This window comes from Fundidesulfovibrio magnetotacticus (genome assembly GCF_013019105.1).
Taxonomy (GTDB): Bacteria; Desulfobacterota; Desulfovibrionia; order Desulfovibrionales; family Desulfovibrionaceae; genus Fundidesulfovibrio; species Fundidesulfovibrio magnetotacticus.
Genome location: NZ_BLTE01000008.1, coordinates 102425 through 116017, shown reverse-complemented (window position 1 = coordinate 116017; position 13593 = coordinate 102425). Strand labels below are relative to the sequence as shown.

The following is a 13593-nucleotide window of genomic DNA, read 5'->3' as shown; positions in this document are numbered from 1 at the left end:
TGGTCGAGCCGGAAACCGCCATGACGCACCCACACGACGCCCCGCCCAGACCTTCCCGACCGGACGCCGATTCCGGCGACGCCCCCGCGCGGGGCGCGTCCGCTTCCCCGGCCGGAGGCCGCGAGGCGCTGGCGTCGGCCCTGTTCTCCGCCAGCCAGCTGGCCAGCCTCCTCCTGGATTCCCAGGGCCGCGTGCTGGAGGCAAGCCCCGCCACGGTCGGAGTCTTCGGCCTGGACGCCCCGCCGGACAAGGGCCTGCGCGCCGCCCGGATGCTCACGGGCGTCGCCGGGGAGCGCTTCCAGGAGCTTGCGGCCCAGGCCGTCTCGCCCGGGCTGGAGGGCGCCGAGGCGGTGTCCTTCGAGCCGCCCGGGGGGGGAGGGACGCGCTCGGTGGCGTTGTCGACGCATCCGGTTCCCGGGGCCGACCCCGGGGGGCCTGCCGTGGCCGTGCTCGCTCGCGACGTGACCGAAGAGCGCCGCGAGGTGGAGAAGCTGCGCCGGGGCGCGCTGGACGTGATCCGCCTCAACGCGGACCTGCGCCGGGAGTCCGCCGCCAGGCAGGCGGCGCTCCAGGCCCTGGAGGAGCTCTCCGGGCGCTTGCGCGGCGTGCTGGAGGCCGCCTCGCGGGTGGCCATCGTGGCCACCAGTCCCGCCGGGGTGATCAGCGTATTCAACCCCGGCGCGGCCAATCTTCTAGGCCACGAGCCCGCCGCCATGGTGGGCCTGGAGACCCCCCTGGCCTTTCTGGACCCCGACGAGATCGCCCGGCGCGGCCGGGAGCTGGCGGCCGCCGGGGGAGAACGCCCGGCCGGTCTCGCCGTGCTCATGGCCCTGGCCCGCTCCGGCAGGCGCGACCTGGGCGAGTGGACCCTCGTGCGCAAGGACGGTTCGCGCTTTGCCGCCGAGGTGGTGCTCTCGGCCATCGAGGGGGCGCAGGGGGCCGAGGGCTATCTGCTGGTGGCCGTGGACATCTCCGGCCGCAAGGCCGCCGAAGAGGCCATGGCCGAACGCGAGGCCAGGCTGCGCGCGGTCCTGGACGGCGCGGGCGACGGCATCCTGGCCGTGGATCAGAACGGGCGCATCGAATCGGCCAACCGCGCCGCCGAGGAGATGTTCGGAGCCGCTCCCGGGGACCTGTCGGGACGCCCCCTGACGGAGGTGGCCCCCAAGGTTCGGCTGGAGGGCCTCTGCGCCCTTCCCGCCGAGCGGCCCGCGCGGCGCGCGCGCAAGCCCGCTCCGTCCTGCGCCGTGAAAACCCGCGTGATGACCGGCCGCCGCCTGGACGGCGCGACTTTTCCCATGGAACTCACGGTCTCGGCCGTGGACCTGCCCTCCCGGCGGCTGTGCATCTGCCTCGCCCGCGACATCACCGTCCGGGTGAAGGCCCAGGAGGCCCAGCGGCTCTACACCCGCCGCCTGGCCGAGCAGCAGGCCGCCCTGGAGCGCGACCTGAAGGCCGCCGCCGAGATCCAGAAGAGCCTGCTCCCCGTGCGCTTGGCCCCGGACCCGCGCTACGAGGCGGGCTGGCTCTTCCGGCCCAGCGCCGCCATCGGGGGCGACATCTTCAACATCCTCGCGCCCGCCCCGGACCGCATGGACGCCTACATGCTCGACGTGAGCGGCCACGGCGTGCCCTCGGCCCTGGTGGCGGCGGCCGCCGCCCAGGCCATCCTCCTGCACTCGCGCGAGGACGCGGCCTCGGGCCTGCCCCCGGCCCCGGACCGGGTGCTCGCGGCGCTGGACGGCGAGTTCCCCCTGGAACGCTTCGACCGCTACTTCTCGCTCTTCTATTGCAGCGTGGACCTGGCCCGGGGCCGCCTGCGCCACTGCAACGGCGGACACCCGCCCGCCCTGCTGGCCAGGAGCGGAGAGGTCCAGGAGCTGGACGAGGGCGGCACCGTGGTGGGCCTGGGCGGCCTGCTGCCCTTCACCACCGGCGAGGTCGCCCTGGAAGCGGGGGACACGCTCCTCATCTATACCGACGGGCTCACTGAGCTGGAGGACCGCAAGGGCCGCCCCTTCGGGATGGAGCGCGTGCGCGCCTGGCTTGGCCGCGCCCGGGGCATGGCGGCGGCCGAGGCCCTGGAGCTCCTGTCCGACGAGATCGTGGCGTTCGGCGGCCCCGCCGGTCCCCAGGACGACCTCTCGGTGCTGCTCATCACCTTCCACGGGGAGGGATTGCCCCGCAAGGAGACCGGATGAACGTCATGGAGAACATGTTCGGCCCCGTGGCCGTGGTGACCCCCCTGAACCCCCGACTGGACGCGGCCTCGTGCGCCGCCTTCCGGGACCGCCTCGAGCAGGTGCTGGACAGGGGGCACGAGCTGGTGGTGGTGGACCTCTCGGCCGTGGAATTCATGGATTCCACGGGGCTTTCGGCCATCCTGCGCGCCCTGCGCGCCCTGGCCGGGCGCGGCCGCCTGGCCTGTGCGGGCGTGCGCGCGGGCGTGCGCAAACTCCTGGAAGTGACCAAGCTCGACCAGGGCCTCCTGGACATCCACCCGGACGCCGAAACGGCCGCCAGGGCCCTGGCGCAAGGACGGGAGGCCAGGCCGTGAAACCGCTGAGAACCGTGACCCTGACCATCGACAGCTCCCTGGAGAACGTCTCCCTGGTGGGCAACGCCCTGCGCGGGCTCCTGGAGCGCGAGGAAGGCCCCGCGGAGGACGCCGCCCTGGTGGAGCTGGCCGTGTGCGAGGCCGTGAACAACGCCGTGATCCACGCCTACGGGCGCAGGCCGGGCCAGCCCGTGGAGGTGTCGCTCACGCTGGGCGCGGGCCGCCTGGAGGTGCGCGTGGCCGACAGGGGCAGGCCCTTCGAAGCCTTCCCGGAAACGCTCCCGGGCATGCCCGATGCCGGGGAGCTGGACGACGTGCCCCTGGGCGGCTGGGGCCTGCGCATCATCGGTCAGGCGATGGAGCACGTGGACTACCGCAGCGAGGAGGGGCGAAACACCCTCACCATGTCCCGGCCCTGGAACGGGGTCGGGACCGGGCAGGCCTGAAGGGCGCGCGCGGTCCACGCGCGGGGACGCAAGCGGCTTGCGGGGGGGCGGTTGCCAAAGGGACGGCCATGGCATACACGGAAAACGGACGCCCGTCGGGGACCTGACGCAGCCTCTTCCCGAACCATTACCCAACGAACCGTCCCTCCCGCCGGGAGGGATTCCCCTCGCCGCCGCGTCCGCCGGGAATGATCCAGAACACCGCCAAACAGCTGAGCGCGCGAAACGTCCTGGAAGGGCTGCGCAAGGGGCTCACGCGTTTCTCCGGCATCTGCCGGGCGGCGCTCATCATGGCCGAAAGCCCGGCGTCGCCCCTTACCGTGCACGACCCCCGCAGGCTCCTGCGCGGCCACGAGCCCAAGCTGGCCAAAGTCTTCCTGGAATCCGACGAGTGGCGCTCCCAGGCCCCGGACACCCTGTCCATGAAGCCTTTCGGCCAGGCGGTGTGGGCGCCCAAGCTGCACCTCACCGGGCTCATCTGCTCGGGCGGCTATTCCCAGCCCCTCTTCTACCAGATGTGGTTCACCGAACTCCATCCCAACATGTGCTCCACCGGCCCCACCGAGCGCTGGCTCGAACACGCCTCCTGGCTGCTGGCCCACGACTACGCCTCCGAGGGCGCGTTCTTCACCTCGGCCTCCAAGCACGCCCTGGAGGCCTTCGAGCAGCACGCCGTGCGCAACCACCTCTTCACCGAGATGTCGCGCACTCTGGGCCGCCCGCCCCAGGTGCCCCTCTATCCCATCCTGGAGGCCGTGCTGGCCGTTTCCTCCACCCGCGAGGAGGGCCAGGCCCCCTCGGGGCGCATCATCTTCGTGGAGCCGCGCGACGCCCAGGACATCCCCTGGCTGGTGCGCTTCCCGGCCACGGAGCGCCCTTCGCTCTCCAACGCCAAGCACGTGCGCAAGCTCCTGTTGGCCGTGGAGGACTCCACCCGCCGCCTGGTCAGCGACGGCGAGCGGGTGCTGGGCATCAGCGCCCCGGCCGGGCACCTGGCGGCGCGCCTCACCGCCGACTTCCAGGACCGCTTCGGCTTCCTGCGCCTGGGCGGGCGTCCCGTGTGCAGCTTCGTGGACGGGGCCTACCAGTCCAGCACGCGCAAGCCCAACCTGGTGCTCCTGGAAGAGGCCCTGCTCGAATCGAACCTCTCTCCCGACGACGCCAGCCGCCTCTTCCACATCGTGACCGCCGTGGTGGACGAGGCCCGACGGCGCGGCTTCGGCTGCTCCCTCGTGCTCGACCCCGAGGGCACGCTCCCGCCCATGGCCGGACAGCACGTGGACCCTCCCCTGGACCTGGACGACCCCCAGAACCTGGACCTGGCCAAGTCCCTGGCCAAGCTCGACGGGGCGCTCCACCTCATCGGGGGCTCGAACCTGGCCGCCTTCGCCTGCCTGCTCGACGGCAAGGGCGTGGAATCCGAAGACCGTTCGCGCGGGGCGCGCTTCAACTCGGCCCTGCGCTTCACGGCCATGCACCAGGGCATCATCGCCGTGGTGGTTTCGGCCGACGCGCCGGTGTTCATCTTCCAGGGCGGCGTGCAGCTCAACGCCATGTGCGACCTGGGCCACGAGGACGTCCTGGACCTGACCCCACCCGCCCTGGCCGACTGGCTGGAGGGCCAATGAGACGTTCCACCGCCTGGGTGCTCTACGTGCGCCGCCGCGACGGCAGCCTGCGGCGCGGCCTGCGCCTGCCCGCGTGGGTTTTGGGCGTGGTGCTCCTGGCAGCCGTGGCGGGGACGGGCCATCTGGTCTGGAGGCTGCCCGACCTGGCCGGGCTCGCCGGGCTGGACGTGCTGGAGCGCGGCGAGGAGGGCTCGCGCCAGGCTTGGCGCGAGGCGCTCATCGCACAGCACGGCCGCCTTGCCGCCCTCTCCCGCGCGCTCGACGCCTCCGCCGGGTTCAACGCGGGCCTCGCCTCCGTGGTCAAGCTGCCCCCGACGCGCGGCCCGGAGCGCTCCATTGGTTCCGCAGGTCAGGTGGAGGGCGGCTTCGCCGACGAGGTGCGCCTGAGCCGCCAGCTGGCCGCCACCTCGCGCGCCCTGCTGGAGGAGGTTGCCTTCCAGGAGGCCCGCCAGCGCCTGCTGGCCTCCATCCTGCGCGAGCGCGCCACGGAACTGGCCGGTCGGCCCTCCCTGTGGCCCGTGCGCGGCGCGCTCAACTCCGATTTCGGCTACCGCTTCATGGGCCGCGCGCGCGATTTCCACAACGGCGTGGACATCGGCGTGCCCGTGGGCACGCCCGTGTCGGCCCCGGCCGACGGCACGGTGTCCTTCGTGGGGTACGAGTCCGGCTACGGGCTCATGGTGGTCATCGAACACCGTAGCGGGGTGAGCACCGCCTACGCCCACCTGCGCTCGGCAGAGGTGGCCCCGGGCGAGGAAATCCGGCGCGGCGCGCGCATCGCCCACTCGGGAATGAGCGGACGCACCACAGGCTCGCACCTGCACTACGAGGTGCGCGTGAACGGGCAGCCCGTGGATCCCATGCCCTTCATGGTCAATTAAGCTTTGTTCAGGTTGGGCCGTACGGCTTTACGCTGGACGTGCAAACGCGTATGCAGCCCCATCCCTGGAAGCTCTAAGTCCAAAGGTCCAAGAACCATGACGAAATCCCTTCGCCTCGTTTCGGCGCTGCTGCTCCTCTCGGCATTCGGCCTGGGCGCGTGCAGCAAACTGGAAGTCTACGACCGCAATCTGCAGTACATGAACCCCACCATCTACCAGATGGAAAAGGAAGCCGTGGCCCGCGACCTTGACGTCGCCCAGGCCCAGTTCGCCCAGGCGGAGGCCTCCGGCGACCCTCAGCGCATCAAGGAAGCCCGCGATCGTCTGAAGGACATGCAGTCCAAGCAGCGCTCCATCACCTCGGAAGACAGGCGGCGCAACCGCACCTGGTAGCCGCCGCGCGACCTGCCCTTCGCCGTTCCGGGCGGGTCCGTCCGCGTTGCGGGCGCGGCTCGTCCGGCCCGGGCGGTCGCTCCGGCCGGTTCCTTCCGGTCGGCATTCGCCGGAGCCGCCCGCGCGGCCGCTCCTCACGCTTCAGGCGTAGCGCCGCCGCAGAACCTTGAGCATCGTACGCAGGCGGTGGGTGTAGTCGTGCCCGGCCAGCACCCGGGCCCTGGCGGCCTGGGCCACGCGCTCGCGCTCGGCCGGGTGGGCCAGGAAGTGGCGCGCCAGGTCCTCGATCTCCCCCGGGTCGGCGTAGGTGGCCGATTCCTTTCCCGGCTCGAAGAGTTCGTCCATCTGCTCGCGGCGGTCGGTGAGCAGGAACCCCCCGCACGCGGGAACGTCGAAGACCCGCTGGTTCACCGCGCCCTTCATCTGGAGGCTGGTGGCGTTGAAGTTCACCTTGCTGCGTGGATAGAAGCCCGGCAGCTCTTCCCGGTAGTTCAGGGGCGGGTGGAAGCTGAAGCCGCCCCCCGGCAGGAGCTTGCGCCAGCCGTCGTCGCCGGCCACCAGAGGCGCGAAGGGCGCGAGCCGCTTCACGCAGTCCAGACGGTAGAGCCGCGTGGCTTCCCAGGTGACAAGCTGCTCCAGGTCCAGCCGGGCCAGGGTGTCGTCCAGGGATTCCCAGAGGGCAAGCAGGTCGGGGCGTCCGGCGCGGAAGAAGGAGATGGCGTCGCGCTCTGGGGCCTGGGCGTAGTCAGGCGCGGCGGCGCGGGCGGCCCGGGCCGCGCCGGAGTGTCGGGAGAGCCGTTTGACCAGGCGGGTCGAGGGTTGGGCCATGGAATCGCCCACGAAGCTCGCGTCGCGCTCCCAGGCCGCTTTGCCGGGAGCGCCGGGGGCGAAGAGCCCCGTGTCGCAGCCCAGGGGCAGCCAGCGGGCATCGGTGAATCCGGCCCCGGTCAGGAAGGGCAGGGTGTCGCGGTCCCAGCTGAAGGCCTGGCACCAGGGGCTCGCCTGGCCGGGGAAGTCGTGCAGGATGAGCCGGGGGCTGTCCACGAACCAGGTGGCCAGGGGCAGGGCCATCTTCTCGAACAGGGCCATGATCTCGCCCTGGCGGTCGAGCCCCAGGTGGTTCACGGTGAGCGCGAAGTCTGGCTGGAAGGTGAAAGCGGCTTCCAGCAGGGCTTCCACGTAGGCACCGCTGGCGCGTTCCCCCTTGGGGAGGCTCAGCGCCAGGGCGTGCCAGCCCAGGCGTTCCATGGCCGAGAGGGCCTCGCGCTGGAGGAAGTAGCCGCTGGTGAGCACCAGGGCGCGGGGCTGGGGCGAACGGAAGCGCGGCCTGCGCACGGCCTCCCAGAAGCCGCTCGCGGTGCGGCGGGCCACGGGCCTAGCGCCTCGATTTCGACTTGGACTTGTCGGGGTCGGCCTTCTGGGAGCGGTCCTGCTCCTTCTTGCGGGAGAGTTCGGCCACCTTGGCGTTGAGGGCGTCGACCTGATGCTTCTGCTGGGCGGTGAGCTTCTGGATGCGCTGCTCGCACTGGTTCTTGAGGTCCAGGTCGCGGGCGGCCATGTCTTCCTTGAGCTTCTTGATCTCGCCTTCCTGTGCGGCCAGGAGCTGGTTCTTCTGCTCGAGCTGCTTTTTCAGGTCTTCGCCGGAGCAGCCCCCCAGGACGGGAGGCAGCAGGGCCAGGATCAGGACGAGGGCCAGAGGGGTGGCGAGGGTTTTGGATGTGGCGTGCATGGGCGTCCCTACTTGTTTTTGCGGACCAGTTTGCCCTGTTCGTAGACTTCGTCGCGCACGAGGGCGCCGTCCGGGGCGTATTCCTTGAGGGGGCCTTGCAGCTTGCCGCCCTGGAACCCGGCCTCCGTGCGCAGAACGCCGGATTCGTCCCACAGCCTGGACTGCTCGGAGAATTTGCGGCCGTCGCGGAAGCGGGCCACGGTTTCCTCCTCGATGCGCCCGTTTTCGGCGTAGCGCTTGATGGTCCAGGTGTCCTGGGCCACCGCCACCTCTTCGGCCAATTGGCCGGATTCGTACCAGAGCCTGCTCCAGGCCAGCCTTCCAGCCTCGTAGCGGGCCTCCAGGCGGGGCTTGCCGGAGGCGTGCAGGTCGCGCACGAGGCCCGTGAAGGGGGCGTTGTCCCCGGCCTTGTGGATGAGCCCGCCGCGCTCCTCCATCTCCTCCGGGGAGACGGAAGGCTGGTCCATGGACCGGGCCGGCACGGCGGTGAAGGCCAGAAGCAGGAGGAGGAAAAGGACGCGCATCGAAGCCTTGATACCCTCAAGACGAAATGGCTGGCAAGGGCCAAGCCCCGCTTGCTTTCCAGGGAAGTTGGCATTAGCTTCCCCCGACGCGGCACTGCCCGCGAATCCGGGAGCCTCCACCGTCATGAGCCTGCCACCGACCCAAAAGCGCGACAAATCCACCTCCTTCTTCTCCCCCCACCGAGGCGACCTCTTCGTGGTGTGCATCTGGGTCGTCAGTCTGGTGCCCGCGTTCCTCATTTCGGTGTTCAAGAAGGACCCGCTCTACGCCTCGTTCATCACCATCCTCATCCAGTTTCTGGCCTCGTTCGGCTCCATCACGCTCTTCGGCGTGATCAGCCAGCTCTTGTGCTACCGCTACATCGAGTCCTCCGACGTGCACGACCGCATCATGGACGGGCTTTTCTACGGCTTCCACGGGGGCATGATCCTCTGGATCGTCTACGCCTTCTTCCGCATGCTCTTCGGCATGCGCGAGGTGGGCGAAATCAACGCCCTGGTGGGTTTTTCCGGGATCATGTGCATCACCTCGTGCGTGCTTGGCATTTTCCTGGGCTTCGTGGTGGGCCGTTTCGAGGAGCGCAAGCGCAACAAGGGCTTCTAGGCCGCCCTGTCGGGGAGCAGGAGCCGTTCCTCAACGGAAGAAGTGATGGTTCCCGCTGCAAGCCTTGAAGATTCGTCCGCGCGGATTCCGGGCGCGCGCGCCTAGCGTCCATCCTCCTCCGCCAGGGGGAAGCGCAGGGTGAAGACCGTGCTCCCGTCGCCGCCGCGCGCGCTCACCGTGCCTCGCAACTGGTCCGCCAGGCTGGCCACCAGCCTGAGCCCCAGCGTGGAAGCCCCGTCCAGCGTGAACCCCCCGGGCAGGCCCGCGCCGTCGTCCTCCACCGTCAGTTCCGCCTCGCCGTCCCTCCTGGTCAGGGAGACGCGCAGCCTGCCCCGCGCCGCGTCGCGCAGGCCGTGCTTGAAGGCGTTGGTGGCCAGTTCGTTGACGATGAGCCCGAAGGGTATGGCCTGGTCCAGGGTGAGGGGCACGGTGTCCAGCGCGGTGTCCAGGCGGATGTCGCGCCCCTGGCGGTAGGACTGGGCCAGGCGGGGCAGCAGGCGCTCCAGGTAGTCTCCCGCCTCGATGCGCCCGAAGTCGTGGGTGCTGTAGAGTTGCTCGTGGATCATGGCCATGGAGGCCACGCGGCCCTGGCTTTCGGCGAGCACGTCCAGGGCCTGGGGGTGCTCCAGGCTCTCGGCCTGGAGGCTCAACAGGCTCGAGATGATCTGGAGGTTGTTCTTCACCCGGTGGTGTACCTCCGCGAGCAGCACCTCCTTCTCCTTGAGCGAGGCGGCCATGCGCTCCTCCACGGCCTTGCGGGCCGTGACGTCCAGCGACATCTGCACGCGCACGAGGCGTCCGTCGAACCAGCGCACCACGCGGTCGTGGTTGAGGTACCAGCGGCCCGAGACGGGGTTGTAGTCTTCCCAGAGCCTGGGGGCCGAGGCCGCGCCGTCCTGGGCCACGAGGATGTCCATGTCGCACTTCGCGCAGGGGGCCTCGCAGGAGCGGAAGGCCTTGTGGCAGACCTCGCCCGTGTGGTCGCGGCCGAAGGCCTCCTTCATGGCCTGGTTCATGAACAGGATCTCGCGCGTGCGCACGTCCACCACGTTCACCTCGGAGGGCACGCTCTCCAGGATGGCGGTGAGGGTGCGGTTGGCCTCGGTGAGCACCTCCTCCGCGCGCTTGCGCCGGGTGATGTCGCGGGCGCTGCCCAGCATGTATCCCTGGCCCCCGCGCTCCATGTGGACCACGCGCACTTCCACGGGGAAGTCGTGCCCCTGGCGGTGGCGCATGCGCGTCTCGAAGACGGCCAGGCGGTTTTCGCGGATGTCGCGCGTGAACTGGGCCAGGTTTTCGTCGTCGCGGCCCAGGTCCAGGTCTGTGATGGACATCCCAAGAAGCTCCTCGCGCGGGCGACCCGTCTGGCGCTCGGCCTCGGAGTTCACCTCCACGAGCCTGCCCTCCATGTCCGTGAGGTACAAGGCGTCGCCCGCGCACTCCACCAGCTGCCGGAAGCGCTCCTCGCTCTCGCGCAGCGCGGCCTGGGCGTCCTTGAGGGGCCCCAGGTCCACGTCGATGCAGAAAAGCGCCGTGTTTCCGCGCGCCGTTTGCACCACGGCGTGGCTGGAGAAAACCTGGGCCGTGGAGCCGTCCTTGCGCACGAGGTCCAGCTCCGAGGCCGGAATGGGCTGGCCCGTGGAGGCCATGTGGGCCACGGCCGCGCGCACCTCGTCGCGCATGGCGGGGGGGATGATCAGGTCGGTCAGGTTGCGTCCCAGCGCCTCCTGGCGGGTGTAACCGTAGATGACCTCCGAGGCCTTGTTCCAGTATTCCACCGTGCCGTCGGGGCCGTAGCCCTGCACCGAGACGGCCTCCACGTTGTCCAGGAGCGAGCGGAAGCGCTCCTCGCTCTCGCGCAGGGCTGCCAGGGATTCCAGGCGGTCCGTGGCGTCGCGGGCGGCGGCCACCACCACGCCGTCGCGGGGCTGGGCGTTCCATTCGATCCAGCGCCAGGCGCCGTCCTTGCGCCGCATGCGGCAGACGAACACCGCCACGGAGAGCTCCCCGCGCAGCCTGTCGGCGGCCCGGCGCACCGCGGAAAGATCGTCGGGGTGGATCAGTTCGTCGTAGCGCCTGCCCGCCAGGTCCTCCTGGCGGTAGCCCAGGGTGTGCTCCCAGGCGGGGTTGAGGCGCACGAAGCGACCGTCCGGCCCCAGGGAGCAGAGCATGTCCAGGCTGAAGGTGAAGAGCTGTTCCAGTTCGCGGCAGTCGCGCTGGCGGGCCGCGAAGTCCATCCGGGCCGCGCGCAGCCTGAGCCCCAGGAAGACCGCCGCGCCCGAGGCCAGGGCGGCGAAGAGAACGAGCCAAAGGGGGAGGAACGCCAACACCTCCCGGAGAATAGCCTGGTCAGAAGACATGGCGTGGTCCTGTAGGGGTGGGACATGCAAATCTATCCTTCTTAATACACCCTGCTTGCGGGATGTCGAGGAATTTTCGCGGCGCGCCCCGTTCAGCCAGGGTTGCGGACCCGGACGGCGTAGGCCTCCACGTCGAACTTGCGGTGCAGGCCGGCCAGGGTCATGGAGCGCACCACGCCGAACACGGGGCGATCGCCCCAGGGCCTGTCGTGCACGCCGCCCAGGGACCAGGCGATGCCCGCGTAGCCGTTGGGGTCGCGCCCGTCCAGGGAGAGGCGGTCGTTGAAATCCACGGCCAGGGCCTGGGCCTCCTCCACGCAGGGGGTCCATTCCAGGAGCTTCTTGCACCAGTACATGCGCATGTAGCCGTGCATCTTGCCCGTGCGGACCAGTTCGGTCTGGGCCGCATTCCAGGCGGGATCGTCGGTGCGGGCGGCCTCCAGCCGGTCGCGGGGGTAGAGGGCCGGGCGCGGGTCGCCCCGGTGCTTCTCCAGGGAGGCCCTGGCCCAGGCGGGATAGCAGGAGGTCTGGTCGTAGTCCTGGGCGTGGAGGCAGAAGTTGTCGGCCAGTTCGCGCCGGACCACGAGTTCCTCCAGGAAGGCCTGGCGGTCCTCCTCCGGGGCCTCGGCCGAGGCGGCCGAGAGGGCCGCGCGCTGGCCCGAGAGCATGCCGAAGTGCAGCCAGGGCGAGAGCCCGGACTGGGCGTCCCGGGAGGGGTTGTTGCGGGCCTGGGCGTAGCCTGCGAGCCCGTGCCGGACGAAGCGCTCCAGGGCCGCCGCTGCGGCGTCCTCCCCGGGCGCGAAGCCCTGGGGGGCGCGCGCTCCGGCAAGGCGCGGCAGGGCCTGCTCCAGGCCTTGGAGCCCGGGATGGGGCGGCAGAAGAGGGGGGCGCTCCTGCACGGGCAGGGCGGGGAACTCCTCCAGGAATTCCGGCAGGAGCCTGCGGATCTTGGGTCGGAGGGTGCGCGCGGCCGTCTCGCGTTTGTCGGAGGCCGCGATGCAGGGGACCGTGTTGCGCGAGTCGGTCTCGTAAAGAGGGCAGGGCATGGCCCGGGCGGCGTCCCGGAGCCAGCGGCGCTTGTGGCGCAGCGGGTCGAAGTCTGCCACCACGGCGCGGGCGTCCACGGCGCGGGCCAGGCGCGCGGCCTGGACGGGCGGGTCGCCCAGCAGGCGCGCGAAGGGCACGCCCAGGGCCTCCAGGCCCCGGGCGGTCTCCTCCAGGCCGCCCAGGAGGAAGCGCACGTGGGCCGGGTTGGGGGCGGGGTAGTCCGGGTCCAGGCAGTGGAAGGCGGCCACGGAGCACCCGGCGCGCCGGGCCAGCAGGAAAGCCTGGGCCAGGCCCCAGTTGTCGCGGGCGCGGTGGTCGCGGTGCATCCAGTAGAGCACGGGGCCTGCGCCTTCCGTGCCCGGGGAGAGGAGTCTGGTCCGGTGTTCGTTCATGGGGCCTCCGTGCGGTGCGCTTGCCTTTGGACGGGCCAGCCGCTAGGATCGGGAACAAGAACCCAACCCGGAGGAAAGATGCCCTCGTTCGACGCCGTGAGCAAGGTGGACCTGCAGGAAGTGGACAACGCCGTGAACAATACGGTGAAGGAGATCGCCACGCGCTTCGATTTCCGGGGCTCCAAGACCGAGGTCCGCCTGGACAAGAAGGACAAGAATCTGGTGGTGATCACCGAAAGCGAGATGCGCGCCAAGGCCGTGCGCGAGATGCTCATCGGCAACCTGGTGAAGCGCAAGGTGGACGTGAAAAGCGTGGAGTTCGGCGAGGCCAAGCCTGCGGGCGGCTCGCTCATGCGCCTGGAAGCCAAGATCAAGGAAGGGGTGGACAAGGACACGGCGCGCAAGATCGTGGCCCTGGTGAAGGACTCCAAGATCAAGGTGCAGACCCAGATCATGGACGACATGGTCCGTGTGACCGGCAAGAAGATCGACGATCTCCAGGCCGTGATGCGCCTGCTGGGCGGGTCGGACCTGGAAGTTCCCCTGCAATACGTCAACATGAAAAGCTAGAGGTGGGCATGCGCCACGTCCTGACCGCGTTGTTGCTGTTCTCGCTGGCCGGTTGCGCCGGGGCCGACCGGCCCCTGACCCTGAGCGAATTCTACGGATTCTGCTGGCCCATGCAACAGGGGTCCGGCTGCTGGGACGACAATCTCTGCGAGGACTACAGGGGCTTCTTGCAGCAGGAACAGACCAGCAAGGCCGAGTGCATCAAGGGGTGCAACGAGATAGAGACCATGGAGTGGCGCCAGAACGCCCTGCGTGGCTGCGACGGCTCCATCCGCAACGCCACGGACTGGTGCGAAAAGTACTGCCGCCGCCTCTTCGACTACGGCAATCCGGCCCAGGCCGAGTAGGCGGGGGGCGGCCGACCCGGGCGCAGCGCAGCCCGCAAACGCAGCGCAGCCCGCAAACGCAGCGCAGCCCGCAAACGCAGCGCAGCCCGCAAACGCAGCGCAGCCCGCATTGCCG

At 70.3% G+C, this 13593-nt stretch carries 14 protein-coding genes; 9 read left to right on the top strand and 5 right to left on the bottom strand.

Annotated elements, in window-relative coordinates; translation table 11 throughout:
* The first annotated feature begins 20 nt into the window (after positions 1-20).
* From NNJEOMEG_RS09960 to NNJEOMEG_RS09935, 6 genes are all read left to right on the top strand, one after another.
* Positions 21-2201: a SpoIIE family protein phosphatase gene (locus tag NNJEOMEG_RS09960; RefSeq protein ID WP_173083957.1), complete on the top strand. Its 2181-nt coding sequence runs from the start codon at positions 21-23 to the stop codon at positions 2199-2201.
* Positions 2198-2557, top strand: a complete 360-nt coding sequence (locus NNJEOMEG_RS09955) for an STAS domain-containing protein (protein WP_173083955.1) — start codon at positions 2198-2200, stop codon at positions 2555-2557. The genes NNJEOMEG_RS09960 and NNJEOMEG_RS09955 overlap by 4 nt, the downstream gene beginning before the upstream one ends.
* Complete coding sequence (locus NNJEOMEG_RS09950) at positions 2554-3003, top strand: ATP-binding protein (RefSeq protein WP_173083953.1); 450 nt, start codon at positions 2554-2556, stop codon at positions 3001-3003. Before NNJEOMEG_RS09955 ends, NNJEOMEG_RS09950 begins: the two co-directional genes overlap by 4 nt.
* Before the next feature lie 188 nt (positions 3004-3191).
* Positions 3192-4631, top strand: a complete 1440-nt coding sequence (locus NNJEOMEG_RS09945; RefSeq protein ID WP_173083951.1) for a DNA integrity scanning protein DisA nucleotide-binding domain protein — start codon at positions 3192-3194, stop codon at positions 4629-4631.
* Positions 4628-5512, top strand: coding sequence for a M23 family metallopeptidase (locus NNJEOMEG_RS09940; protein ID WP_173083949.1), 885 nt, complete (start codon positions 4628-4630; stop codon positions 5510-5512). Before NNJEOMEG_RS09945 ends, NNJEOMEG_RS09940 begins: the two co-directional genes overlap by 4 nt.
* Positions 5513-5608: 96 nt before the next feature.
* Positions 5609-5905 carry a hypothetical protein gene (locus NNJEOMEG_RS09935; RefSeq protein WP_173083947.1) on the top strand — a complete coding sequence of 99 codons (297 nt, stop codon included), beginning with the start codon at positions 5609-5611 and terminating at the stop codon, positions 5903-5905.
* A 141-nt stretch (positions 5906-6046) separates the two neighbouring features.
* Here the strand turns inward: NNJEOMEG_RS09935 and NNJEOMEG_RS09930 are convergent, their stop codons facing one another.
* Genes NNJEOMEG_RS09930 through NNJEOMEG_RS09920 form a run of 3 tightly spaced genes read right to left on the bottom strand, consistent with a single transcriptional unit; the run spans position 6047 to position 8158 of the window.
* Positions 6047-7276, bottom strand: coding sequence for a CgeB family protein (locus NNJEOMEG_RS09930; RefSeq protein WP_173083945.1), 1230 nt, complete (start codon positions 7274-7276; stop codon positions 6047-6049).
* Positions 7277-7280: 4 nt separating this feature from the next.
* The gene (locus NNJEOMEG_RS09925; protein WP_173083943.1) at positions 7281-7634 is read right to left on the bottom strand and encodes a hypothetical protein; all 354 of its coding nucleotides are present in this window, start codon (positions 7632-7634) and stop codon (positions 7281-7283) included.
* 8 nt (positions 7635-7642) lie between these two features.
* Positions 7643-8158 (bottom strand): toxin-antitoxin system YwqK family antitoxin, encoded by a 516-nt coding sequence (locus NNJEOMEG_RS09920; RefSeq protein WP_173083941.1) that lies wholly within the window; start codon positions 8156-8158, stop codon positions 7643-7645.
* A gap of 124 nt (positions 8159-8282) precedes the next feature.
* Here NNJEOMEG_RS09920 and NNJEOMEG_RS09915 point away from each other — a divergent pair, with 124 nt between their 5' ends.
* Complete coding sequence (locus tag NNJEOMEG_RS09915; RefSeq protein WP_235956921.1) at positions 8283-8762, top strand: hypothetical protein; 480 nt, start codon at positions 8283-8285, stop codon at positions 8760-8762.
* Between the two features lie 101 nt (positions 8763-8863).
* Here NNJEOMEG_RS09915 and NNJEOMEG_RS09910 read toward each other — a convergent pair whose 3' ends face one another.
* Positions 8864-11122 (bottom strand): PAS domain S-box protein, encoded by a 2259-nt coding sequence (locus NNJEOMEG_RS09910; protein ID WP_173083939.1) that lies wholly within the window; start codon positions 11120-11122, stop codon positions 8864-8866.
* 92 nt (positions 11123-11214) lie between these two features.
* Positions 11215-12561, bottom strand: coding sequence for a deoxyribodipyrimidine photo-lyase (locus tag NNJEOMEG_RS09905; RefSeq protein WP_173083937.1), 1347 nt, complete (start codon positions 12559-12561; stop codon positions 11215-11217).
* A 78-nt stretch (positions 12562-12639) separates the two neighbouring features.
* Between NNJEOMEG_RS09905 and NNJEOMEG_RS09900 the strand changes: the two genes are divergently transcribed.
* Positions 12640-13131: a YajQ family cyclic di-GMP-binding protein gene (locus NNJEOMEG_RS09900; RefSeq protein WP_173083935.1), complete on the top strand. Its 492-nt coding sequence runs from the start codon at positions 12640-12642 to the stop codon at positions 13129-13131.
* A gap of 8 nt (positions 13132-13139) precedes the next feature.
* Positions 13140-13478: a hypothetical protein gene (locus NNJEOMEG_RS09895; protein WP_173083933.1), complete on the top strand. Its 339-nt coding sequence runs from the start codon at positions 13140-13142 to the stop codon at positions 13476-13478.
* Positions 13479-13593: the final 115 nt, after the last annotated feature.

Excerpts from the sequence above, each read along its gene's own strand:
- NNJEOMEG_RS09960 (WP_173083957.1), top strand. The coding sequence starts at position 21 with ATGACGCACCCACACGACGCCCCGCCCAGACCTTCCCGACCGGACGCC.
- NNJEOMEG_RS09910 (WP_173083939.1), bottom strand. The coding sequence starts at position 11,122 with ATGTCTTCTGACCAGGCTATTCTCCGGGAGGTGTTGGCGTTCCTCCCC.
- NNJEOMEG_RS09900 (WP_173083935.1), top strand. The coding sequence starts at position 12,640 with ATGCCCTCGTTCGACGCCGTGAGCAAGGTGGACCTGCAGGAAGTGGAC.
- NNJEOMEG_RS09905 (WP_173083937.1), bottom strand. The coding sequence starts at position 12,561 with ATGAACGAACACCGGACCAGACTCCTCTCCCCGGGCACGGAAGGCGCA.
- NNJEOMEG_RS09915 (WP_235956921.1), top strand. The coding sequence starts at position 8,283 with ATGAGCCTGCCACCGACCCAAAAGCGCGACAAATCCACCTCCTTCTTC.
- NNJEOMEG_RS09895 (WP_173083933.1), top strand. The coding sequence starts at position 13,140 with ATGCGCCACGTCCTGACCGCGTTGTTGCTGTTCTCGCTGGCCGGTTGC.
- NNJEOMEG_RS09925 (WP_173083943.1), bottom strand. The coding sequence starts at position 7,634 with ATGCACGCCACATCCAAAACCCTCGCCACCCCTCTGGCCCTCGTCCTG.
- NNJEOMEG_RS09935 (WP_173083947.1), top strand. The coding sequence starts at position 5,609 with ATGACGAAATCCCTTCGCCTCGTTTCGGCGCTGCTGCTCCTCTCGGCA.
- NNJEOMEG_RS09940 (WP_173083949.1), top strand. The coding sequence starts at position 4,628 with ATGAGACGTTCCACCGCCTGGGTGCTCTACGTGCGCCGCCGCGACGGC.
- NNJEOMEG_RS09955 (WP_173083955.1), top strand. The coding sequence starts at position 2,198 with ATGAACGTCATGGAGAACATGTTCGGCCCCGTGGCCGTGGTGACCCCC.
- NNJEOMEG_RS09920 (WP_173083941.1), bottom strand. The coding sequence starts at position 8,158 with ATGCGCGTCCTTTTCCTCCTCCTGCTTCTGGCCTTCACCGCCGTGCCG.
- NNJEOMEG_RS09945 (WP_173083951.1), top strand. The coding sequence starts at position 3,192 with ATGATCCAGAACACCGCCAAACAGCTGAGCGCGCGAAACGTCCTGGAA.